The 20,768-nt window shown below is 65.8% G+C and carries 17 protein-coding genes; 5 read left to right on the forward strand and 12 right to left on the reverse strand.

The annotated features are described in order from the left end of the window. Positions 1–160: 160 nt before the first annotated feature. Both aceB and aceA read right to left on the reverse strand, forming a co-directional pair. On the reverse strand, positions 161–1,831 hold the full coding sequence (gene aceB, locus QFZ23_RS04390) for a malate synthase A (protein ID WP_306920747.1): 1,671 nt from the start codon (positions 1,829–1,831) through the stop codon (positions 161–163). Positions 1,832–1,927: 96 nt separating this feature from the next. After that, positions 1,928–3,259: an isocitrate lyase gene (gene aceA / locus QFZ23_RS04395; RefSeq protein WP_306920749.1), complete on the reverse strand. Its 1,332-nt coding sequence runs from the start codon at positions 3,257–3,259 to the stop codon at positions 1,928–1,930. A 160-nt stretch (positions 3,260–3,419) separates the two neighbouring features. Between aceA and QFZ23_RS04400 the strand changes: the two genes are divergently transcribed. Continuing rightward, entirely contained in the window at positions 3,420–4,934 is a 1,515-nt protein-coding gene (locus QFZ23_RS04400) for a helix-turn-helix transcriptional regulator (RefSeq protein ID WP_306920751.1), read from the forward strand. 74 nt (positions 4,935–5,008) lie between these two features. On the opposite strand, the gene QFZ23_RS04405 is transcribed toward QFZ23_RS04400, so the two are convergent. From QFZ23_RS04405 to QFZ23_RS04415, 3 genes are read right to left on the reverse strand one after another with little or no spacing between them, the layout of a single operon-like run. Then, positions 5,009–6,019, reverse strand: a complete 1,011-nt coding sequence (locus QFZ23_RS04405) for a TAXI family TRAP transporter solute-binding subunit (protein ID WP_306920752.1) — start codon at positions 6,017–6,019, stop codon at positions 5,009–5,011. Then, entirely contained in the window at positions 6,012–7,454 is a 1,443-nt protein-coding gene (locus QFZ23_RS04410) for a sensor histidine kinase (protein ID WP_306920753.1), read from the reverse strand. The genes QFZ23_RS04405 and QFZ23_RS04410 overlap by 8 nt, the downstream gene beginning before the upstream one ends. Further along, positions 7,451–8,119: a response regulator transcription factor gene (locus QFZ23_RS04415; RefSeq protein WP_306926658.1), complete on the reverse strand. Its 669-nt coding sequence runs from the start codon at positions 8,117–8,119 to the stop codon at positions 7,451–7,453. Before QFZ23_RS04415 ends, QFZ23_RS04410 begins: the two co-directional genes overlap by 4 nt. 297 nt (positions 8,120–8,416) lie before the next feature. Here QFZ23_RS04415 and QFZ23_RS04420 point away from each other — a divergent pair, with 297 nt between their 5' ends. Both QFZ23_RS04420 and QFZ23_RS04425 read left to right on the forward strand, forming a co-directional pair. Beyond that, entirely contained in the window at positions 8,417–9,808 is a 1,392-nt protein-coding gene (locus tag QFZ23_RS04420; protein WP_306920754.1) for an MFS transporter, read from the forward strand. 225 nt (positions 9,809–10,033) lie between these two features. Continuing rightward, positions 10,034–11,782 carry a pyruvate dehydrogenase gene (locus QFZ23_RS04425; protein WP_306920755.1) on the forward strand — a complete coding sequence of 583 codons (1,749 nt, stop codon included), beginning with the start codon at positions 10,034–10,036 and terminating at the stop codon, positions 11,780–11,782. Between the two features lie 110 nt (positions 11,783–11,892). Here QFZ23_RS04425 and QFZ23_RS04430 read toward each other — a convergent pair whose 3' ends face one another. Beyond that, positions 11,893–12,300 (reverse strand): iron chaperone, encoded by a 408-nt coding sequence (locus QFZ23_RS04430; protein WP_306920757.1) that lies wholly within the window; start codon positions 12,298–12,300, stop codon positions 11,893–11,895. 124 nt (positions 12,301–12,424) lie between these two features. Here QFZ23_RS04430 and QFZ23_RS04435 point away from each other — a divergent pair, with 124 nt between their 5' ends. Then, positions 12,425–13,699 carry a serpin family protein gene (locus QFZ23_RS04435; protein ID WP_306920759.1) on the forward strand — a complete coding sequence of 425 codons (1,275 nt, stop codon included), beginning with the start codon at positions 12,425–12,427 and terminating at the stop codon, positions 13,697–13,699. Between the two features lie 139 nt (positions 13,700–13,838). On the opposite strand, the gene QFZ23_RS04440 is transcribed toward QFZ23_RS04435, so the two are convergent. Further along, a complete protein-coding gene (locus QFZ23_RS04440) occupies positions 13,839–14,720 on the reverse strand; it encodes a hydroxymethylpyrimidine/phosphomethylpyrimidine kinase (protein WP_306920761.1) in 882 nt (293 codons plus the stop codon). A gap of 180 nt (positions 14,721–14,900) precedes the next feature. Between QFZ23_RS04440 and QFZ23_RS04445 the strand changes: the two genes are divergently transcribed. Beyond that, positions 14,901–15,596 (forward strand): queuosine precursor transporter, encoded by a 696-nt coding sequence (locus tag QFZ23_RS04445; protein ID WP_306920763.1) that lies wholly within the window; start codon positions 14,901–14,903, stop codon positions 15,594–15,596. Between the two features lie 97 nt (positions 15,597–15,693). Here the strand turns inward: QFZ23_RS04445 and QFZ23_RS04450 are convergent, their stop codons facing one another. The 5 genes from QFZ23_RS04450 to QFZ23_RS04470 form a co-directional block, all read right to left on the reverse strand. After that, the gene (locus tag QFZ23_RS04450; protein ID WP_306920765.1) at positions 15,694–16,638 is read right to left on the reverse strand and encodes a hypothetical protein; all 945 of its coding nucleotides are present in this window, start codon (positions 16,636–16,638) and stop codon (positions 15,694–15,696) included. A 185-nt stretch (positions 16,639–16,823) separates the two neighbouring features. Continuing rightward, a complete protein-coding gene (gene tgt / locus QFZ23_RS04455; protein WP_306920766.1) occupies positions 16,824–18,137 on the reverse strand; it encodes a tRNA guanosine(34) transglycosylase Tgt in 1,314 nt (437 codons plus the stop codon). A 33-nt stretch (positions 18,138–18,170) separates the two neighbouring features. Then, positions 18,171–18,896: an SRPBCC domain-containing protein gene (locus QFZ23_RS04460; protein ID WP_306920768.1), complete on the reverse strand. Its 726-nt coding sequence runs from the start codon at positions 18,894–18,896 to the stop codon at positions 18,171–18,173. Positions 18,897–18,977: 81 nt separating this feature from the next. Continuing rightward, entirely contained in the window at positions 18,978–20,081 is a 1,104-nt protein-coding gene (locus tag QFZ23_RS04465; RefSeq protein ID WP_306920770.1) for a DUF6707 family protein, read from the reverse strand. A gap of 85 nt (positions 20,082–20,166) precedes the next feature. After that, positions 20,167–20,706: an NUDIX hydrolase family protein gene (locus QFZ23_RS04470; protein WP_003798527.1), complete on the reverse strand. Its 540-nt coding sequence runs from the start codon at positions 20,704–20,706 to the stop codon at positions 20,167–20,169. Positions 20,707–20,768: the final 62 nt, after the last annotated feature.

Consider the following 20,768-nt stretch of genomic DNA (forward strand, 5'->3'; position numbering starts at 1 on the left):
ACCCAAGCGCGAACTGGCAGCTAACGCCCTCAAATGTGGGTTGTTAGCTGCCAGTTCGCGATCATGAAATGGTGGGTTCCGTTGCCGGGCTGCCTCCCCGGATTTCGGGGGTGCTGTTGCGAAGGCGGGGCAGCCCGGCAGACGGAAATCTGTGCCGGCTCTAGGCGGCGACGAGCTCGTCCTCGATGGCCTCGGCCGTGGCGTCGATGCCCTCGCGGGCTTCGTGCAGGTACCGGGCGTAGGCGGGAACCGTCAGGAAGCTGGGGAACTTGTCGCTCAGCGTGACCTCCTCGAAGATGTCGCGGGCATCGGCAAAGCGGTCACCGTCGAAGCGCTCCAGCCGGGCGAACTCCTCGTCCAGCATCTCCTCCACCCATTCCCGGCTAATGATCTCGCCGTGGTCCGTGATGGCGCGGGAGTAGATCCACTGCCACAGCTGCGAGCGGGAGATTTCGGCGGTGGCGGCGTCCTCCATGAGGTTGTGGATGGCGACCGCGCCGTTGCCGCGCAGCCAGGACTCGATGTAGCGGATGCCCACTTCGATGTTGTTCCGGATGCCCTGTTCGGTGATGGTGCCGGTTGTGGCCGCGACGTTGATGAGGGCCCGGTCGTCCGGCGTGACATCCTCGCGGAGGCGGTCCAGCTGGTTCGGCTTATCGCCGAGGATGGAGTCGAACACTTCGCGGCAGACGGGCACCAGGTCGGGGTGGGCCACCCAGGAGCCGTCGAAGCCGTCGGCTGCCTCGCGGGTCTTGTCGGCGCGGACCTTTTCGAAGGCGTTGGCGTTGGCGGCTTCGTCCTTGCGGTTCGGAACGGCGGCGGCCATGCCCCCGATGGCCATGGCGCCGCGTTTGTGGCAGGCCCGGACCAGCTGTTCGGTGTAGGCGCGCATGAACGGGGCCGTCATGGTCACCTGTCCGCGGTCCGGCAGGACGAAGCGCGGGCCGCGGGTGCGGAAGTTCTTGATGAGGGAGAAGATGTAGTCCCAGCGGCCGGCGTTTAGGCCTGCGGCGTGGTCCCGGAGTTCGTACAGGATTTCCTCCATCTCGAACGAGGCGGTGATGGTTTCGATCAGCACCGTGGCGCGGATGGTGCCCTGCGGGATGCCGAGCAGGTCCTGGGCGAGGATGAAGATGTCGTTCCAGAGCCGGGCTTCGAGGTGGTTTTCGATCTTCGGCAGGTAGAAGTAGGGGCCCTTGCCCTGGGCCAGGAGGCGGCGGGCGTTGTGGAAGAAGTACAGGCCGAAGTCCACGAGGCCGCCGGCGATCGGTTCGCCGTTAATCAGCATGTGCTTTTCGGGCAGGTGCCAGCCGCGGGGACGGACCACGATGGTGGGCAGTTCGCTGGCCGGGCGGAGCTTGTATTCCTTGCCCTCGGGGGAGGTGAAGTCGATCCGGCGCTCCAGCGCGTCCGTGAGGTTCAGCTGGCCCTGGATGACATTCCGCCACGACGGCGTGGAGGCGTCTTCCATGTCCGCCAGCCACACCTTGGCGCCAGAGTTCAGGGCATTGATGGTCATCTTCTTATCCACGGGTCCGGTGATTTCCACCCGCCGGTCCTCCAGGCCGGGAGCCGGGGGAGCGACACGCCAGTTCGGATCGTTCCGGACGGACTCGGTCTCCCGCAGGAAGCGGGGGTCCTGGCCCCGGGCGATGTCCTCCCGACGGGCACGACGCGCCCGCAGCAGTTCTGCACGCCGCCCGGCGGTTGCCTTGTGCAGCTGCGCCATGAAGGCCAAAGCATCCGGCGTCAGCACCTCGCCCTGCCGGCAGATGGGCTGCGCGGTCAAAGTAATGCCATTGATGGTGAAGTTGTCAGTGAAGCTGTTCATTGGAGTGGCTCCTTGAGTGGTTCCCCAACTGACTCGCAGTAGTTGCCGTTTTGAGGGTCCAAAACGGCAACTACTGCCATCTAGTTGGGGAGAGTCTTAGTGGAACTGGCCTTCTTCTGTGGATCCCACGAGAGCCAGGGTGGATGCGTTCGGGTTGAGCGCAGTGGAGATGTCGTCGAAGTAGCCGGTGCCGACTTCGCGCTGGTGCTTGGTTGCGGTGTAGCCGCGGGACTCGGAGGCGAATTCCTTTTCCTGGAGTTCGACGTAGGCGCTCATGCCTTCGCGGGCGTAGCCGTGGGCGAGGTCGAACATCGAGTAGTTCAGGGCGTGGAATCCGGCCAGGGTGATGAACTGGAACGTGAAGCCCATGGCGCCGAGTTCACGCTGGAACTTGGCGATGGTGGCGTCGTCCAGGTGCTTGCGCCAGTTGAACGAGGGGGAGCAGTTGTAGGAGAGCATCTGGTCCGGGAACTCGGCCTTGACGGCTTCGGCGAACTTGCGGGCCAGCTCAAGGTCCGGGGTGCCGGTTTCCATCCAGATGAGGTCCGAGTACGGGGCATAGGCCTTGGCACGGGCGATGCAGGGTTCGATGCCGTTGCGGACCTTGTAGAAGCCCTCCGGGGTACGGACCGGCTGTCCGCCTTCGCGGAGGATGAATTCCTGGTCCCTCTCGTCGACGTCTGACGTGATCAGGGTGGCCGCCTCGGCGTCGGTGCGGGCGATGACGACGGACGGGGTGCCGGCGACGTCAGCGGCCAGGCGGGCCGCGTTCAGGGTCCGGACGTGCTGCTGGGTGGGGATCAGGACCTTGCCGCCGAGGTGGCCGCACTTCTTCTCCGAAGCGAGCTGGTCCTCCCAGTGAACGCCCGACGCGCCGGCCTGGATCATGGACTTCATCAGCTCATAGGCGTTCAGCGGTCCGCCGAAGCCGGCCTCGGCATCGGCGACAATCGGTACCAGCCAGTCCTCAACGGTCTGGATCCCCTCGGAGAACTCGATCTGGTCGGCGCGGAGCAGGGCGTTGTTAATGCGGCGGACCACCGTGGGGACCGAGTTCGCCGGGTACAGCGACTGGTCAGGGTAGGTGTGGCCGGAGTTGTTGGCATCGGCGGCAACCTGCCAGCCGGAAAGGTAGATGGCGCGCAGGCCCGCCTTGACCTGCTGGACGGCCTGGTTGCCGGTCAGGGCACCAAGGGCGTTGGTGTACTTGCCTTCCTTGTGCTCCTCGGTGAGCTGCTTCCACAGCTTCTCGGACCCGCGGCGGGCCAGGGTGTGCTCTTCGGAGACCCGGCCCCGGAGACGGACGACGTCGGAAGCCGAGTAGTCCCGAGTGACGCCTTCCCAGCGCGGGTTGGCAGCCCACTCGAGCTCCAGTGCGGCGGCCTGCTGTTCGGGCGTCTGCTGGGTGGGCTCAAATGCTGCAGTCATCTTTGTCTCCTTGTTAGCTCCCGGGCCATTCCGGGAAGTTTTTCCGGGCTGACCGTCCCTGCGCCTTTGCAGGTCCGGCCAGTTTCCGGAGGGTTTTCCTTCGTGACACCTACTTTTCTGCACTTCCGAAGCGCTTTCTAGAGGAGAAAGCTGGAAAGAAATGCACTTCTTCACGTATTCTTCAGAAATGTCGCCTTCAAGCTGGAACAGGGAAGTTTCGCAGCCGCCGTCGTCACCGCCGACGGCCGAACTGGACGTAATTGCGCTGGGCCGCCGGGTGCGCCACCTGCGCAAGCAGGCCGGCCTGACGCTCGACGACCTGAGTGCCGCCGTCGGGACCGCGCCGAGCCAGCTGAGCCTCATTGAGAACGGCAAGCGGGAACCAAAACTCGGGCTGCTGCAGCACCTGGCCGGGGCGCTCGGCGTCGGCATCGACCAGCTGCTGGGAGCCGAGCCGCCCAGCCGCCGGGCAGGCCTGGAAATCGAGCTCGAACGCTACCAGCGCGGACCTCTGTACGAGTCCCTGAACCTGCCCAAAATCCGCATCAGCTCGCGGTTGCCGATGGATGTCCTGGAGGCCCAGGTGGGGCTGCTTCAGGAGCTCGAACGCAAGATGAATGAGCAGGTGGCCACGCCGGAAGAAGCCCGCCGCGCGAACGGTGAACTGCGGGCCATGATGCGTGAACGCGGCAACTACTTCCCGGAGTACGAGGCCGAGGCGCAGAAGGTGCTCAAGGAGGTCGGTTACACAACCGGGCCGTTGAGCCAGCACGTCATCGCAGACATCGCGGAGCACCTCGGATTCACCCTCCACCACGTGGGCGACCTGCCGCATTCCACCCGTTCGGTGACCGACTTGAAGAACCGCAAAATTTATCTGACGCAGAGTGAGCGGCAGGACCACGACCCCCGCTCCGTGCTGCTGCAGGCCTTGGGCCACTACGTCCTGGGACATGAGACGCCCCGAAACTACGGTGATTTCCTGGCCCAGCGGGTGGCCACGAACTATTTCGCGGCGGCGCTCCTGCTGCCGGAGCAGGCCACCGTGGAATTTTTGCAAAAAGCCAAGGCGGCGAAAGAGATCGCGGTGGAGGACATCCGCGACGCCTTCGCCGTGTCGTACGAGACCGCCGCCCACCGTTTCACCAACCTGGCCACCAAGCACCTGGGCATCACCACGCACTTCCAGAAGACCCACCAGAGCGGGATCATTTACAAGGCCTACGAAAACGACGGCGTGAACTTCCCGCAGGACCACACAGGGGCTATCGAGGGGCAGCCGTCCTGCAAGGCCTGGACCTCCCGCGCCGTGTTCGATGTGCCGGACAAGTTCAGCGCGTACAGCCAGTACACGGACACGCCGTCGGGCACGTATTGGTGCACCGCACGCACGGACCGGTCGGCCAGCGGGCAGTTCTCGCTGAGCATCGGGGTCCCGTACCAGCACGTGAAGTGGTTCCGCGGACGGGAAACGACGGCCCGGGCAACGTCCAACTGCCCCGACCCCAACTGCTGCAAACGGCCGCCCGCGGCGCTGACATCCGAGTGGGCGGGCAACGCCTGGCCGTCCGCCCGGGCCCACTCCCACCTGCTGGCTGCCATGCCCCCGGGTGCCTTCCCCGGCGTGGACGAGACCGAGGTGTACACGTTCCTGCAGGCCCACTCGGGGAGCTGACCAACGCTCCCGCAGATCCCGCAGGCTTTCCCGCGACGCCTATCACGCGTGGTCGGCTGGGGCAGGACGCTCCCTTACCCGTGCAGTTCCCGGTATGCCGCGGCCGCTGCGGGATGCAGCGGTATGCCGGCAGTGTTGATGAGGGTCTCGGGGCTGAGGAACTGCACGCCAAGGCTGGATTCCGGTATCAGTTCTCCGGCATAGTGCACCAGCAGGTCCACGGTCCGCTTCACCGTGTCGTGGTCCAGGTCCTCGCGGCAGAGGAGGAGGTTGGCTGCACCCACCGTCCACACCGCGGGAACTCCGGAGTAGCTGCCCGCGGGAATGAGTACCCGGTCATAGTAGGCGCCATAGCGCTGCCGCAGCCTTGGCAGCAGGGCTGACAGGTCCAGCAGCGCCAGCGGCACGTCCTGCTGAGCGGCGGCAATGGCGGCCGTGGGCACGCCGCCCGACCAGAACAGTGCATCCACCGACCCCGCCTTCAGCGCGGCAAGGCCATCATTCAGCCCCAGGCTCACGACGACGACGGCGCCTGCCGTGGGTGCCGCACCCTCCGGAGATGTGTTCAGGCCGGCCGCTTCGATGAGCCGGGGAGTCGTCAGCGACGTTCCGGATCCGGGCTGCCCTACGGCGACCCGGCGGCCGGCGAGCTGCGAAAAGTTGCGGATCCCGCTGTCTTTCCGCACCACGCAGTGCACGTAGTTTTCGTAGACCTTCCCGAGCGCCGCCACCTTTGCAGGGCGATCCGGCAGGCTGTTCTGCTGGGCGGCGGAATCGGCAAGAGCCACCGCAAAGGTGGCTCTGCCAGCCAGCACCTCAGCCAGGTTATCCAGGCTGCCGCCGGTGGTGAGCGCCTTGGCGTGGTCGGCCACGCCGTGCCGTTCCAGCGACGCTGCGAGGAGGGTGGAAAACTCCAGATAGAACCCGCCCGACTCGCCGCCCGCGACGGTCAGCAGGCCGGGACGGTTCTTGCCCGTGCATGAATTCAGGGCAGGCGGCAGGAGCGCCAGAAATCCACTTGTCAGGCCGGCCTTAAGGACAGCCCGCCGCGGCAGGGCAGCCGGCAGCCCAACAGCCTCAGGCATCGGGACGGTCCTTCCAGGGCTCGGCCGCGTGAGCGGGGGCAGGGAATTCGATCCGGGCCGCCAAGCCCCGCGGTTCGGCTTCGGCCAACACGAGCCGTCCGCCGTTGGCAGCGGCGAGCTTGCCCACAATCGTCATTCCCAGGCCGGTGCCGCGGACGGTGGAATGCCGCTGTGCCCGCCAGAACCTGGTGGTTGCGGCGGTGCGTTCTTCGGCGGAAAGTCCTGGCCCGTCGTCGGAAATCTCCACTGTTACGGTGTCCGGGTGTACTCGGACCGCTGCCGTCACTGTGGCCGCGGGGGCGTACTTAATCGCGTTGTTGAGGAGTTCCGCAACCATTTGCGCCAGCTCCGCGGGGTGGCAGGCCACCAACACAGGCGGCTGGGGCGGTTCTGCCAGGACGAGCCGTGAACCGGCTCGCTGTGCGGCGGCCCCTGCCCGCTCCGCTTCCCCCTGCAGGACGGGATAGGGGTCCACCGGCTCGGGAGCTTTTCCGGAGGGTGAACTGCTGAACGGCCGGGCCGAGTCTTCAGATACCCGGTGTTCGGCTGCGGCCAGTTTCAGCACTCCGTCCAGGATCTCCTCCACGCGTTCCAGCTCTGCGAGGGCGCTGGCCGCGGCGTCATGCTCCCGGGCCGTCTTCAGCTCAAGCTGAAGAACGTCCAGGCGCAGCCGCAGGGCCGCTATCGGGTTGCGCAGCTGGTGGGACGTGTCGGCTATCAGCTGGCGCTGCGATTCGATGCTGGCACTCATGGTCTGCGCCATTGCAGTGAACGACCTGCTCAGTTCCCGCAGCTCGGGCGGCCCCTCCTCCGGCAGCCGCCCGGCCCGTCCGGTTTCCTCAAGTTCTGTGACGGCCGCGTTCAGCCGGTGCACAGGGCGCAGCACCCAGCCCGTTACGCGGGCGGCACCAAGCAGCAGGACGGCCGCGAGGACAGCAGCGGCAGCAGCCACCACCACCCACCGTTCCAGCAGCTTCTGCCGGGCCGTATGGAGGTCCACGTCCATGACCACGGCGCCCAGAACCTGGCTGGCACTGCCGAAGGAGCGGGAAATGACTTCTGAGCCGGCGCTGAAGGGCTGCAGCGTGGCCAAGGACGTGTCATTGAGGTTGAGCTGCGCCCGGGTCAGCGCCTCCTGTACATCAGCCCGGTCTTCCCTGAGTCCGCCCGAACGCACGGTGCCCTGCTGGAGCCGGACCACAATGCCTTCTCCGTACAGTCCGGAGTAGGTGTCCATCTCTCGTTGCAGCCGCGATGTGTCACCGTCGCCGGCGGCGTCATAGGCCACCTGCGCCAGCCGGTTCAGCGAGGCCACCCGGTTGATCTGGAGTTCCTGGGTGAGTTCCCTGGCAGCGGAGGTCAGTATGGTGCCGGACACCAGGAAGACCAGCAGCAGGCAGAGCACGCTGAGGATGCCGAGAACACGAAGCCTCACACCGGATCCGCTTCGATCCGGTAGCCCACGCCGCGGACATTGATGATTAAGCCGGGTTTTTGCAGTTTCGCCCGCAGCCCCGTCAGGTGCACGTCAAGTGACCGTGAGGAAGCCAGGAAAGCATCGCCCCACAGAGCGTCAAGGATCTGCTCCCGGGTGACCACGGAGCCTGCATGGCGGGCCAGAAGGGCCAGGAGCTCGAATTCGGTGGCGGTCAGCGGCACCATTTCCCCTGCCTTGGTGGCTGTCCGCCGGTCCAGGTCGATTTCCAGGTCGTCCACGACGACGGTGTGCGGCGTGTTCCCGCTGCTGCGCCCGGCACGCCGGGTGACAGCTTCGATCCGCGCCAGCAGTTCCACGAGCTTGACCGGCTTGACCAGATAGTCATCAGCACCGGAGCGCAGCCCGAGCACCACGCTGCGCTCGTCGTCGCGCGCAGTGAGGATCAGGATGGGGCAGTCGGTGACCTGACGAAGCTTCCGCAGCACCTCCAGCCCGTCCATGTCGGGCAGCCCCAGGTCCAGGAGGATCACCTCGAATCTGCGGTGTGTCAGGAGCGCATCAGCTCCGCGGGACACCCGCGTGGTCTTATGGCCGGCGGTGGCGACGGCAGCGGTCAGGGCGCCGGCCATGGCGTCGTCGTCCTCGACGATGAGCACTTCCATGGCCATGTCCCTTGTCCGTTGATGCAAAACCCGGCTGCTGAACCCGACCGGTGCAGTCCCGCTGCAAGATCCGGCCACTGAGCCCGGCTGCGCAGTCCCGCTTCTGGAGATTACCGCTTTGCCGGCTTTTTCGCCCGCCGCAGGAGCAGAGCCGCCCGCCACAACAACAGACCCTTCCCGAAACCTAAGGAAGTGTTAGGAAATCCCGTTTGCGTTGGTTGTGCGCTGGATCACCCCTACTTTGGATAGGGTCCTCCGCGCTTCCGGGAGGCCGTTCATGCTAAGGAAGGTTCATCGATGAGCACCCAGCACGCCGCGCCGCTCAATGAGGCAGCACAAACCCGACGAGCCGTCGGCAACGTCCTCAAAGGCTCCGCCGGAAACCTCGTGGAGTGGTACGACCTCTACGTTTACACCGTCTTCGCCGCCTACTTCCAGGCCCACTTCTTCAACTCCAAGGATGAACTCCAAGCTGGCCTGGAAGCGATGGCGGTGTTCTCGACGTCGTTCCTGATGCGTCCCATCGGCGCTTGGTTCTTCGGCCGGTACGCCGACCGCAACGGCCGGAAAGCGGCCCTGACCCTCAGCGTGACGCTGATGTCCGCCGGATCCTTTGCCATCGCCGTGCTGCCCACCCAGGACGTCATCGGCATCTGGGCCATGGTCCTGCTGGTTCTGATCCGGATTCTCCAGGGATTCTCGGTGGGCGGCGAGTACGGTACCAGTGCCACGTACATGTCGGAGGCGGCCACCTCCAAGCGCCGTGGCTTCTTCTCCAGCTTCCAGTACGTGACCCTGGTGGGCGGCCAGATGCTGGCACTGCTCATCCTCGTGATCCTGCAGAACGTCCTGGGCAAGGAGATGCTCAACGAGTGGGGGTGGCGCATCCCGTTCGCGGTGGGCGGCGTTGCTGCACTGGTTGTTCTCTGGCTCCGCCGGTCCATGGAAGAGACCGTCTCCGCAGACCAGATTCGGGCCGCCCGGGTTCCGGCCACGGGCGAAGCACAGCCGGGCACCATGAAGCTGCTTTTCACCCGGCACTGGAAGCCTCTGCTGGTCTGCATCGGCATCACTCTGGGCGGCACGGTTGCGTTCTACACCTACACCAACTTCATCCTGAAGTTCATGAATGACACCTCAGGCATCGCCAAGACGGACACGTCTGTGATCAACTTCTGGGCGCTGTTCATCTTCATGCTGCTCCAGCCCGTCTACGGCATCATTTCCGACAAGGTTGGCCGCAAGCCGCTGCTCCTCTGGTTCGGCATCACCGGTGTGCTCTTCACGTGGCCGCTGCTCTCCTCCCTGGCCGGTACCAAGGATCCCTTCACCGCCTTCCTGCTGATGATGGGCGGCCTGCTGATCGTGGGCGGCTACACGTCCATCAACGCGCTCGTGAAGGCCGAGCTGTTCCCGGCTTCCATCCGCGCGCTCGGAGTAGGCCTGGGCTACGCCATTGCCAACTCCCTGTTCGGCGGCACCGTCCCGCTGATCGGCGCCGCATTGCAGAAGTCCGACCAGGTGGACCTCTTCTTCACCTACGTCACCGTGGCCATCGCCGTATCGCTGGTGGTCTACATTTTCTGCCTGCGGAACAAGAAGTCCACCCACCTGGACCACGAGCAGGGCCACGCCTGGTCGCCGGACCGCAAAGACGGCGAGCGGGACAAGGACCTACTGGACGCCTAGCGGTTAGTTCGCTGAGCGTCCCCCAAAGGAGGACGGCGGCTGGCCGGCCCGGGCGGTGACCCTAGGGGCTGCAGCCTGCCGCCGCCGTCGTCCGTGGGTGCTGCCCTGCCACGCTGCCAAGCAGAGCCGGGGCTTCCGGACGAGCTGGGAGCTCCCAGGCAGGGCCCGGGGGTGCGGGCTATATTGGGCCATGTCAGCGCAAGGATCCGACCCGGGAGTGTACGCATGGCCAAGGAACTCGCAATCCAGCTCATAGAACAACTCCAGGCTGCCGGCGTGCAGCGGATATACGGCATTGTGGGGGACAGCCTGAACCCCATCGTCGACGCAGTACGGCAGACCGGCGGAGCGGCCAAAGGCGGCATTGACTGGATCCATGTCCGGCACGAGGAAGCCGCAGCCTTCGCCGCCGCAGCCGAGGCCCAGCTGACAGGAAAGCTTGCCGTCTGCGCCGGCTCCTGCGGCCCCGGCAACCTGCACCTCATCAACGGCCTGTACGATGCGAACCGCTCGGGCGCGCCTGTTCTGGCCATCGCCTCGCACATCCCGAGCAAGCAGATCGGCAGCAGCTTCTTCCAGGAAACCCATCCCGACCGGATCTTCAACGAATGCTCCGTCTACTCGGAGCTCATCAGCACGGCGGAACAGGCGCCGCGGGTGATGCACAGCGCCATCCAGCACGCCGTCGCTTTGGGCGGTGTCGCCGTCGTCACCCTTCCCGGCGATATAGCCGGGCTGGAGGCAACGGGGGAGACGCCGCTGCCTGCGGCCTTCCGACCCGCAACGCTCGTCCCGGCCGCCGAAAGCATCAGTGAGCTCGCTGATGCCATCAATGCGGCGGACAAGGTTGCCATCTTCGCCGGGGCGGGCACGCAGGGCGCCCATGACGAGGTGATCGCGCTCGCGGAACTGATCGGTGCGCCGGTCGGCCACACCCTGCGCGGCAAGGACTTCCTGCAGTACGACAATCCCTACGACATCGGCATGACCGGGCTGCTGGGGTATGGCGCCGCGGCGGAGGGCATCGAGGACGCGGACCTGCTGTTGCTTCTTGGAACCGATTTTCCCTACGACCAGTTCCTGCCCGGAACGCGCACGGCGCAGGTTGACCGTGCCGCCCACCGGCTGGGCCGGCGGACCGACGTCGACATCGCCGTCCACGGCGACGTGCTGCCCACGCTCGCCGCGCTGATGCCCCTGCTGGCTCCGAAGAAGAGCCGCCGCTTCCTCAACCAGATGCTCAAGAAGCATGACCGGCTGATGAATAAGGCCGTGGGCGCCTACACCCGCAAGGTGGAGAAGAAGCAGCCGATCCACCCGGAATACGCGGCGTCCCTGCTGGACCAGGCGGCGGCGGAGGACGCCGTCTTCACCGCGGACACCGGCATGTGCAACGTCTGGACCGCCCGCTACATCAACCCGCTGGGCACCCGCCGGCTGATTGGCTCGTACCTTCACGGCTCCATGGCCAACGCGCTGCCGCACGCGATCGGCGCGCAGCTGGCCTACCCCGGACGGCAGGTTATTTCGGTCTCGGGCGACGGCGGCCTGTCCATGCTGCTCGGCGAGCTCATCACGGTGGCCGCGCACCGGTTGCCGGTCAACGTGGTGGTCTTCAACAACTCCACCCTGGGCATGGTCAAGCTGGAGATGTTGGTGGACGGCCTGCCGGACTTCGGTGTGGACGTGCCCGACGCCGACTACGCCGCCCTTGCCCGCGCGCTCGGCTTCCACGCTGTCCGGGTCACCGATCCTGCCCGGATCGAAGGTGCCTACCGGGAGGCCTTCGCCCATCCGGGGCCGTCGCTCGTGGAACTCATCACGGATCCGAAGGCGCTCTCCATTCCGCCGAAGATCAAGAGCTCCCAGGTCCTGGGGTTCGCAACTGCGATGTCCAAGGTGGTCCTGAACCGTGGCGCCGGGGAGGCCGTGAGTATGGCGCGCAGCAACCTTCGGAACATTCCGCGGCGGTAGTGTGTGGGGGCGATAGTTGCCGGCAGGTTCCCGAGGGCGACGGCGGGCCTGCCCGCCGTCGTCCGCTTCCGCCGTCGTCCGCGTTCGACGGCGGGCGGCGCAGACGGCAGTCACTGCCCCCGGCGCTCAGCGGCGAGAAGCGCCGCCGTCCGTTCGATGAGCCCGTAGGGGAGCGGCCTGCCTAGCGGGAATTTGAGCGTGCCCTTGGCGGCCCGGAAGGGCGCGATCTCAGCCTGGAAAGCGTCGTCGCCGGATGGCACCGGGTAGACCGAAATATGGTGCGCCCAGCCCGCGAAATACACCACATACTTGCCGCCGAGCGTGACCGTGGGGATGCCGTAGCTGATCATTTCGCCGGAACCCGGCACAGCCGCACGGCACCTGCGCCGAACCTCCTGAAGGACATCCTGCACATCGGCGGGAAACTGCGCGATGTACTCGTCAACGCTGTCGAAATGCTGGGCCATGCCGCGCTCCTCCACGATCAGCCGGGATGCCCTGAGGATACGCCCGGGCACGAATGTGAGCGTCAGAGATGAGACCAAACCGACGACAAGCCGTGACCGGCCAGGCATCGATACTGTCAGCGCCCGCTGGTTGACTGTGGACATACGGTGTTCTCCGGATGAGCCGAGGACTGCAATGAACAGGATTCGAATGGCCAAGATGGTGGCGGCCTCGGCCGCGGTCGTACTCGCAACGGCGTGTTCGGCGCCGGTGCCTGGAATGCTGAAGGCCGACGACGTGGAGCGGGTATCGGTGGATGGCACGGCCTATGCCGCTGAGTTCCGCGCGTTCCGGGACTCCGCCCTGGGGCTTGGCCAGGCACTGCTGGCCGGCGGCGGCAATGGTTCAGGAGGGAACGTGGTGTCCTCGCCCGGAAGCTTGCTGGTTGCGCTGGCGATGCTTCGGGCCGGCGCGTCCGGGGAAACAGCTGCCGAGTTGGACAGTGTTGTGGGTTTCCCGGAGGAAAGACGGGATGAGGCCATGAACGCGGTGCTCGCCTCCCTGGCGAAGTTCGACGGCGACCCCGGCGCCGTGGACGAGGACAACCCGCCGCGGAGGCCTGTCATGCATGCCGCCAACGGATTGTTCGTGGACAAGGCGGTGCCAACAGGCGAGCCATTCCTCACCACGCTGGCAAGGCACTATGGAACTGGCGTATATCCGGTGGACTTCAGCGACGAGGGCGCCACCAAGCCCGCGATCGATGCCTGGGTGGACAGGAACACGGGCGGCCGAATCAAGGAAGCGCCCGCAAAGTACGACCCCCGGAACACGTTCAGCCTGCTCAACGCCCTGTACTTTGCGGCGGCCTGGCAGTTCCCGTTTGACCCGGGCTCAACGTCGGATTTGCCCTTCACCCTCGCCGGCGGCGAGCAAATCGACGTCCCGGCCATGCATAACCTGCTGAAGATGAAGTACGCCGAAGGGGCCGGCTGGCGGGGTGCGGACCTTCCGTATGCTGAGGGGTTCGTGATGCGTCTGGTCCTGCCGGACGCCGGGGCGGATGCCTTATTCAGTGGGCCACAGCTCACGGAAATCGCGAGTGCCTTGGACACCGCGCCTCTGGAGACCGTGCAGATTCAGCTGCCTCGCTGGGACCACAAATGCAGCTTCGACCTACGCGCGGTTCTGGAAGCCGCCGGCCTGCAAAAGACCCTCACCACCACTGAGGACTTCAACGCGATCCAGCCGAAAATGACCATTACGCAGGCGGCGCAGACCGCCAACATCACGGTCGCCGAGAAGGGAACCGTGGCCGCTGCAGTAACCCAGATCAACGGCAGGGTGACGAGCGCGCCACCCCAGCCCGAGCACACCATCGACTTCGACCGGCCGTTCCACTACCAGATCGTGCACGTTGAAAGCGGGTTGCCTCTTTTCATGGGAACAGTGGCCGACCCCCGCTCCTAACCAAAACCCTTCCTCAGGTCCTGCAGCGAAAACCGGGACCCTTCCCCAACGCATTAGGAAGGGTTGGGGTTTTTCGTGCGAAAGGTGAGGAAGGGTTGGGGTTTTTCGTGCGAAGGTGAGGAAGCATTCCGGCCAAGGCCTAGCGCGGGCCGCCCTGCCAGAGGGCGTCGAACGGGGCGCCGGAGGCCACGCGGTTGCGGATGCCTGCGGTCACGAAGTCCTTCGCCGTCCGGGCTGCCTCCAGCGGCGATGCACCCTTGGCCAGCTCAGCCGTCACCGCCGCAGCGAGCGAGCAGCCGGCGCCGGAGACCGCCACCTCGCCCACCTTCGGGGCACTCAGGACCTCGAGGGTTTCGCCGTCGTAGAAGACATCGACGGCGTCGGGACCGGACAGGCGCACGCCGCCCTTGGCCAGCACCGCGGCTCCTCTCAGCTCGTGGATCCGGACTGCCGCAGCCTTGAGGGATTCGACGTCGGTGATCTCCAGGCCGGACAGCGACTCGGCCTCGAAGTGGTTGGGCGTGACGAACGAGGCCAGCGGCAGGATCTGAGCCTTCAGTGCCTGGTCCGTGTCCAGGGCATGACCCGGCTCCTGGCCCTTGCAGATCAGCACCGGGTCCAGGACAACGTTGCTGAACGCGCCGGACGCCAGCGCGGAGGCGACGGTCGAAATGGTGGCAGGGCTGCCCAGCATGCCGATCTTCACAGTGTCCAGCACGGAAGGTGCGCCCGAAGCGGCACCGTAGGCCGCCGTCGTCGCCTCCAGCTGGTGCGCGACGACTTCCTGATCCACGGGCACGAAGCGGTGGTTCCAGCCATTCTTCGGATCGAAAGAGACGATGCAGGTGAGGTTGGCGATGCCGAAAACGCCGAGTTCCTGGAACGTCTTCAGGTCGGCCTGGGCTCCGGCGCCGCCGGTCGCCTCCGAACCGGCGATGGTCAGGACGACCGCGGGCGCGGCGGTGGTGGCGGAAACGGCGTCGGACGCCAGAGCAGAAGAGTCGAACGCGGTGGAAGTCATGCCCCCAACCTGCCACCGGCCGTGCAGCGCAGGCATTGTGCTCATGAACAGTTTGATGATGCGAGAATGGAGGGCGGTTTCGGCGGCCAGCCGCGGGACCCGTCCAGTGCTAATACAGCCGGCTGCCATCTCCCTTCGTGGGGACAGGCAGCCGAGCGAACCACTACGAATGGAAAACCCATGACCACCGCCCAGTCCTCCGTGCCGAAAGCAGCGCCGAAATTCGCCTCGGTCGGTTCCCCCTACTTCGGCACCATGCTTGCGGTCATGGCCGTGGTGCTGATCCTGTCCAACATTGGTGCTTCCAAGGGTGTGGCGCTGGGTCCAATCGTTACGGACGGCGGCTTCTTCCTGTTCCCGCTGGCGTACATCCTGGGCGACGTTATCAGTGAGGTCTACGGCTTGAAGGTTGCCCGGAAAGCCATCGTCACCACGTTTGCCCTGTCCGTCTTCGCCTCGCTTTGCTACTGGGTGATCATTGCGCTGCCTGGCTTCGACGACGACTTCGGCACCGCCAAGCAGGCCGCCCTCGAAGGCGCCATCGGCCCGGTTCCACAGATCGTGCTGGCCTCGCTCCTTGCGTTCTTCGCCGGACAGACCATCAACTCCTGGATCCTGGTCAGGATGAAGGCCCGCACAGGGGAGAAGTCGCTGTGGGCCCGCATCATGAGCTCGTCGGTGGCCGGGGAATTCGTGGACACGCTGATTTTCTGCAGCATCGCGGCCTCGGTGATCGGCATCAGCGATTTTGGCATGTTTGTGAACTACGTGCTGGTGGGCTTCCTCTACAAGACCCTCGTGGAGTTCCTCTTCGTTCCCGTCACCACCCTGGTCATCGGCTGGGTCAAGAAGCGCGAACCGAGCTACGGGGCGTAGTCCTGCGGCGCCGAGGTCGCCGGAACCGTGCGAGGTCGCCGGAAGGTTCCGGCGAACTCGCAGGTTTCCGGCGACCTCGCTGCCCGCGAACCCGGGCTCAGAACTTGCGGGGGCGGCCAGCCAGGGCGTGGAGCACACGGTTCTTGAACTGTGCCTCGTTGAACAGGTCCTTCCACTCGACCCGGACGAAGAGCCATCCTTCCTCCGTCAGGGCCTTTTCGCGGAGACGTTCCTGGAAGAGCACCTCGTTGGTGGGTTGGAAGTCGAAGTATTTAGCCTTGCCATCAAACTCGAGGGCGACCTTCTCCTCCTTCCAAGCGAAGTCCAGACGGTGCTTCCCCGCTCGGCTCAGCACCTCAACCTGCGGCTCGGGAAGCCGCATCTTCAGGCGGAGGATCAGCTCCCGTGTCAGCGTCTCGCCGGGCGATTCCGAACGGGCGTCGGCCGTTTCGAGTACCCGGCGGAAAGTCCGGACACCCCGCTGCCCGTCCAATGAATCTGCCATCGCCTGCAGGAGGAAGCGGTCGGCGCCGCGGCGCAGCGAATGGTCCATCACGATCAGCGCTTGCCTGTAGTTGAGCATCATGGCGCAATCTGCGGCCGTCCTCTCCAGCGACGTGGTCCGCAGGCCGCCCACTACGGTCACGTCGTAGTCGGAGAACGGGCGCGTATGGCACCGCACATCCTTGCCGTGGCGCTCACTCGACGGGCGGACGTGCTGCAGAACATGGATTGCGTCGTCCACGTTCCAGAGATAGAGGCGGTGCAGGCGGGCGGCGGAAGTGTGGCTGTAGACGAAGGCGCCGGTCGACGTCGTGCGCGTTCCGTGCGCATGCGCGTAAATCAGCTGGCGGCTCCGGACACGGGCGGACTGGGCATCCCACACGCTGGCACGTAGATAGCAGCCGTAGCGCAGCCGGACGAGGGAACTCGAATCCAGCAAGGACTTGATCGACCGGGAGCCAAAGCCGAGATCGATGAGCTGGTCCGTGCGCCAGAGGTTTCCGGTGGGCGGGAGCACGGGAGTGTTGTTCTTCGGCATGCAACCAGCTTCCGGTGCCGCCGAAGATCCGGGGAGGCACCGCCGTCGTTATGTGGAAAACGCGACTTCGCCGGAATCGTGCGAGGTCGCCGTAACCTTCCGGCGATCTGGCTCGTTTCCGGCGAGTTCGACGGCGGCCCGACGTGGGCGGGCTCGAACCGGCGCGGCGCGGCTGGGGGCCAACTCTAGGAGTAGTACCGGCCCAGCGTCTCGGCTTTGAACTCGAAGAAGTCGCCGGACTCGATCGCCAGCCGGGCGTCGTCCACCATCTTCACCACGAAGCGCTCGTTGTGGATGGAAATAAGCGTGGCGGAGAGCATCTCCTTGGCCTTGAACAGGTGGTGGATGTAGGCCCTCGAGTAGTTCCGGCAGGCGTAGCAGTCGCAGCCGTCCTGCAGCGGACCGAAGTCGCGCTTGTACCTGGCACCGGAGAGGTTGAAGCGGCCGTCGGGCGTGTAGAACGCCGAGTTGCGGGCCACGCGGGTGGGGGATACGCAGTCGAAGGTGTCGGCCCCGTTCTCGATGGCCGTAAAGATGTCGTCCGGCTCGGAGATGCCCAGCAGGTGCCGCGGCTTGTTCTCGGGCAGTTCCTCGTTGCACCAGCGCACAATGGTGCCCAGGTTCTCCTTCTCAAGGGCTCCGCCGATCCCGTAGCCGTCGAAGGCCATGGCACCGAGATCACGGCAGGCCTTGCGGCGCAGGTCCTCGTACTGGGCGCCCTGGATCACGCCGAACAGGGCCTGGTATGGCTTGCCCGCGCGTTCGTCAGTGAGCCGGAAGTGCTCCTCCAGGCAGCGGACCGCCCACAGCCGTGTGCGTTCCAGCGACTCCTCCTGATATCCGCGGGAGTTCTGCAGCGTGGTGAGCTCGTCGAATGCGAACATGATGTCCGCGCCGATCTGGTGCTGGACCTGCATGGAGATCTCGGGGGAGAAGCGGTGGCGGTCCCCGTTGAGGTGGCTCTTGAACCACACGCCGTCGTCGTCCACGTGGGCCAGGCGTTCCTTTCCGGCGGCTACGGCGTCATCCGGCAGGGCCTGGTCTGGGGATGGCGCAGTCTTCATGTCGATGACCTTCTTGAACCCCGAGCCCAGGCTCATCACCTGGAAACCGCCGGAGTCAGTGAAGGTGGGGCCCGGCCAGTTCATGAAGGCGCCCAGGCCGCCGGCCTCGTCCAGGATCTCGGGGCCGGGCTGCAAGTAAAGGTGGTAGGCGTTGGCCAGCAGGGCCTGGGCGCCGAGTTCAGCCATCGACTCGGGAAGTACGGACTTCACGGTGGCCTTGGTGCCGACGGCGATGAATGCCGGCGTCTGGATCTCGCCGTGCGGCGTGGTGATGGTACCGGTCCGGCCCAGGAACCCGCCTCCGTTGGCGGTCGCCTGCTCGGGGGCAGGGCGGCATGTTTCATTGAGGCGCTTGCCCACCCGGAAGGAGAACTCCGACTGGCGGGCGGCCGGCACCGGTACAGAAGGGGAAGGCGGTTCAGGATTGGCTGACACGGTTCAAGTGTGCCAGCTAACAGCGGCGAACCTTCACTGGATGGGCTCTGATGTGGGGTAGTTCTCAGAGCGCCAGTCGTCCCAGAGGGAACGGATCGTTTCCATGCTGCCGGCGCCCAGATCGTACAGCGAGAGGATCACCATCGAGCCGCCGTCGGGCCTTTTCTCGGGGATCACGGGCTGGTCAGCCACAATCAGCAGGCCTTCTCCGTGCTCCGCGTAGCTGTGTACGGTGAGCCCCACCTGGTGGTTGGTCTTGTGCCAGACCCTGCCCGAGACCTCCTCGCCGGTGCCCAAGGTCAGCGAATATTCTTCGCCGGCGGCGGGGATATCCTTCAGGCCGAGTTTCTCGATGGCGGAGCCGTCCGCGCCGGGGACGGAGAAGTAGCAGGTGCGGCGCTTGCCGTGGGGATGGCGCTCCAGCGCGAACCGCAGCTGCTGCAGGAAGATCAGCCACCCCTGGGTGATGTCCTCGTCCCACGCGGCCCATTCGGAGTTGTGGTCCACACCGGCGCGGGTGACGCTGACCTCGGTTCCGGTGGGCACGGGCTTTAGCGTGAAGACGTCGCCGTTGTTGACCGTCAGCGTGGTGTGGTCCGGCCCTTCAACCACGTTCTTGCTGAAGTAGATCTCGTTGATTTCCGCCGCCAGCTCGTCGGCCTCCCAGCCATGCCATTGCGCGACTTTCGAGGGTTCACGCAGCATCGTCCAAACCTGTGGCGCGTCCGAATTGATCACAACGCTGAGATTGTTCGTCATGGCCTGAATCTACAACTAGGGCCGCAACCCGGGCTAGGGGAACTTCCGGTGGAAAACGCGGCATCGGTACCGGAGGGCCCCTTAGCCCCGCACGGACTCCAGTTCGTTCGCGATCCGCCGCTCGAGCTCGGACGGGCTGATGGTCTGTGATCCGCCGTGGGCGCGCAGGAACAGCAGCGATTCCAGCCGCAGCAGCCGCCACTCGCGCTCGGCCTCATGGTTGGAGTTGTCGATGGAGCGGAAAATCTCTTTGTCGTACAGGTTCGGCTCGTTCAGTGAGCGCTGCCGGACCCGGGCCTGCATCCGTGCCTTGAAGGGATCCGTCTCCTGGTTGTCCGGCGCCCGGAGCAGCTTCTCATACACGGCGGCGCGGTCCTTGCGTCCCGTCTGCCGGCACACGTAGCTGGACAGCGCGAGGGACGCCTCCACCGACCCCCAGCGCCCCGGGTTGCCGTCGAAGGGCAGCACGTTCAGCAGGTCGGCCACCGTCAGCGACGCCTCGGCGTCCTTGAGCATGATGAACAGCTCGTGGGCGAGGTCGCTCAGGTCCTTCAGGCAGCTGCCGGACTTGGTGTTGATGCCCTTGACCAGCTTGTCGGCCAGCAGCTGCACCCCGACGGAGTCCGGATGGGCCTCCGCCACGGCTTCCACCACGGATTCAGGCGTCCCGGAGGGCTCCGGGATGAGGGCCAGGTCGTCCGCGCTGGGGCCGATCACCACCGGGGTGGTGGACGGCAGCGGAGGGACGACGACGGCGGCAGGCGCCGTCCGCGCAGGCTCCCCAGCTGCTTCGTTCCCCACTACGGAAAGGGGAGTGCCGGCGTCGGACGCCTGGGCGTCCGCCATTTGGGCACCACCGTCCGCCGTTCCGGCGCCGTCTGCGATGGCAGCATCTTCGACGACAGCAGCAGTCTTTACAGCGGCATTGGCGGCAGCTTCCGGGGACGGAAAGTCGTCAACTGCGGGCCCCGGGATCCGGACGGACGAGCCGGCAGCGATGCGCAGCGTGCCTCCGCCGGTGAGGGTCGCAAGGATGATGGCAGGGCTGCCGAAATCATCGGTTTCGACTTCCACGGAGTGGATTTCCGCAGACCGCTCGCCGTCCGGCAGGAGAAGGTGGTCGCCCGCCCGCAGAGAGCCCGCCTGCTGTTCACGATAGGTCTTGGCAGCTGCAGGGTGGTTCATCGGGAGTCCTTAAGTTCTCTTGCGGTCCGCCCAACAGTCTACAAAGGAGAGGGTGCGAAGTCGGGGAGGCGCGGGCGTCCGGGCGTCAGCTGCCGACGCCGGCGTAGGCCAGGGCCTGCCGGACCAGGGCACCGCGTCCGCCGGTGAACTCGAGCTGCACGCCGTCGCTGAGCACTTCCTGCGGCGTCATCCAGGTCAGCTCCAGCGCGTCCTGGCGGGGTTCGCATTCGCCGGTCACGGGGATGATGTAGGCCAGTGACACAGCGTGCTGGCGGTCGTCGGTGAACCCTGTGTGGGAGGGTGCGGGGAAGTATTCGGCCACGGTGAACGGCACCGGGCTGATGGGGAGCTGGGGGAATGCCAGCGGGCCGAGGTCCTTTTCCATGTGGCGCAGCAGGGCGGCGCGGATGGTCTCGCGGTAGAGCACACGGCCCGAGACGAGGGACCGGACCATGGTGCCGTCCTCGTCCGCCTGCAGGAGCGTGCCCACCTCATTCACGAACCCGAGTGGATCCAGCCGGACCGGCACCGCCTCCACGTAGACCATCGGAAGCCGGCCTCTGGCTTCGAAGAGATCCTCGTCCGAGAGCCAGCCGGGGTTGGGGTCAGGGGTGCGCACGTTCATGAATCATTTTTACCCCATCAGCACAGGTCCGGCCGCCGAGGCGTGGGATCCCGACGCTTGGC

Origin of the sequence: Arthrobacter globiformis, assembly GCF_030818015.1 — a bacterium.
GTDB lineage: Bacteria > Actinomycetota > Actinomycetes > Actinomycetales > Micrococcaceae > Arthrobacter > Arthrobacter globiformis_C.

Excerpts from the sequence above, each read along its gene's own strand:
- QFZ23_RS04465 (WP_306920770.1), bottom strand. The coding sequence starts at position 20,081 with ATGAACCACCCTGCAGCTGCCAAGACCTATCGTGAACAGCAGGCGGGC.
- QFZ23_RS04420 (WP_306920754.1), top strand. The coding sequence starts at position 8,417 with ATGAGCACCCAGCACGCCGCGCCGCTCAATGAGGCAGCACAAACCCGA.
- QFZ23_RS04450 (WP_306920765.1), bottom strand. The coding sequence starts at position 16,638 with ATGCCGAAGAACAACACTCCCGTGCTCCCGCCCACCGGAAACCTCTGG.
- QFZ23_RS04425 (WP_306920755.1), top strand. The coding sequence starts at position 10,034 with ATGGCCAAGGAACTCGCAATCCAGCTCATAGAACAACTCCAGGCTGCC.
- QFZ23_RS04435 (WP_306920759.1), top strand. The coding sequence starts at position 12,425 with ATGAACAGGATTCGAATGGCCAAGATGGTGGCGGCCTCGGCCGCGGTC.
- QFZ23_RS04415 (WP_306926658.1), bottom strand. The coding sequence starts at position 8,119 with ATGGAAGTGCTCATCGTCGAGGACGACGACGCCATGGCCGGCGCCCTG.
- QFZ23_RS04440 (WP_306920761.1), bottom strand. The coding sequence starts at position 14,720 with ATGACTTCCACCGCGTTCGACTCTTCTGCTCTGGCGTCCGACGCCGTT.
- aceB (WP_306920747.1), bottom strand. The coding sequence starts at position 1,831 with ATGAACAGCTTCACTGACAACTTCACCATCAATGGCATTACTTTGACC.
- aceA (WP_306920749.1), bottom strand. The coding sequence starts at position 3,259 with ATGACTGCAGCATTTGAGCCCACCCAGCAGACGCCCGAACAGCAGGCC.
- QFZ23_RS04460 (WP_306920768.1), bottom strand. The coding sequence starts at position 18,896 with ATGACGAACAATCTCAGCGTTGTGATCAATTCGGACGCGCCACAGGTT.
- QFZ23_RS04445 (WP_306920763.1), top strand. The coding sequence starts at position 14,901 with ATGACCACCGCCCAGTCCTCCGTGCCGAAAGCAGCGCCGAAATTCGCC.
- QFZ23_RS04405 (WP_306920752.1), bottom strand. The coding sequence starts at position 6,019 with ATGCCTGAGGCTGTTGGGCTGCCGGCTGCCCTGCCGCGGCGGGCTGTC.
- QFZ23_RS04470 (WP_003798527.1), bottom strand. The coding sequence starts at position 20,706 with ATGAACGTGCGCACCCCTGACCCCAACCCCGGCTGGCTCTCGGACGAG.
- QFZ23_RS04400 (WP_306920751.1), top strand. The coding sequence starts at position 3,420 with ATGCACTTCTTCACGTATTCTTCAGAAATGTCGCCTTCAAGCTGGAAC.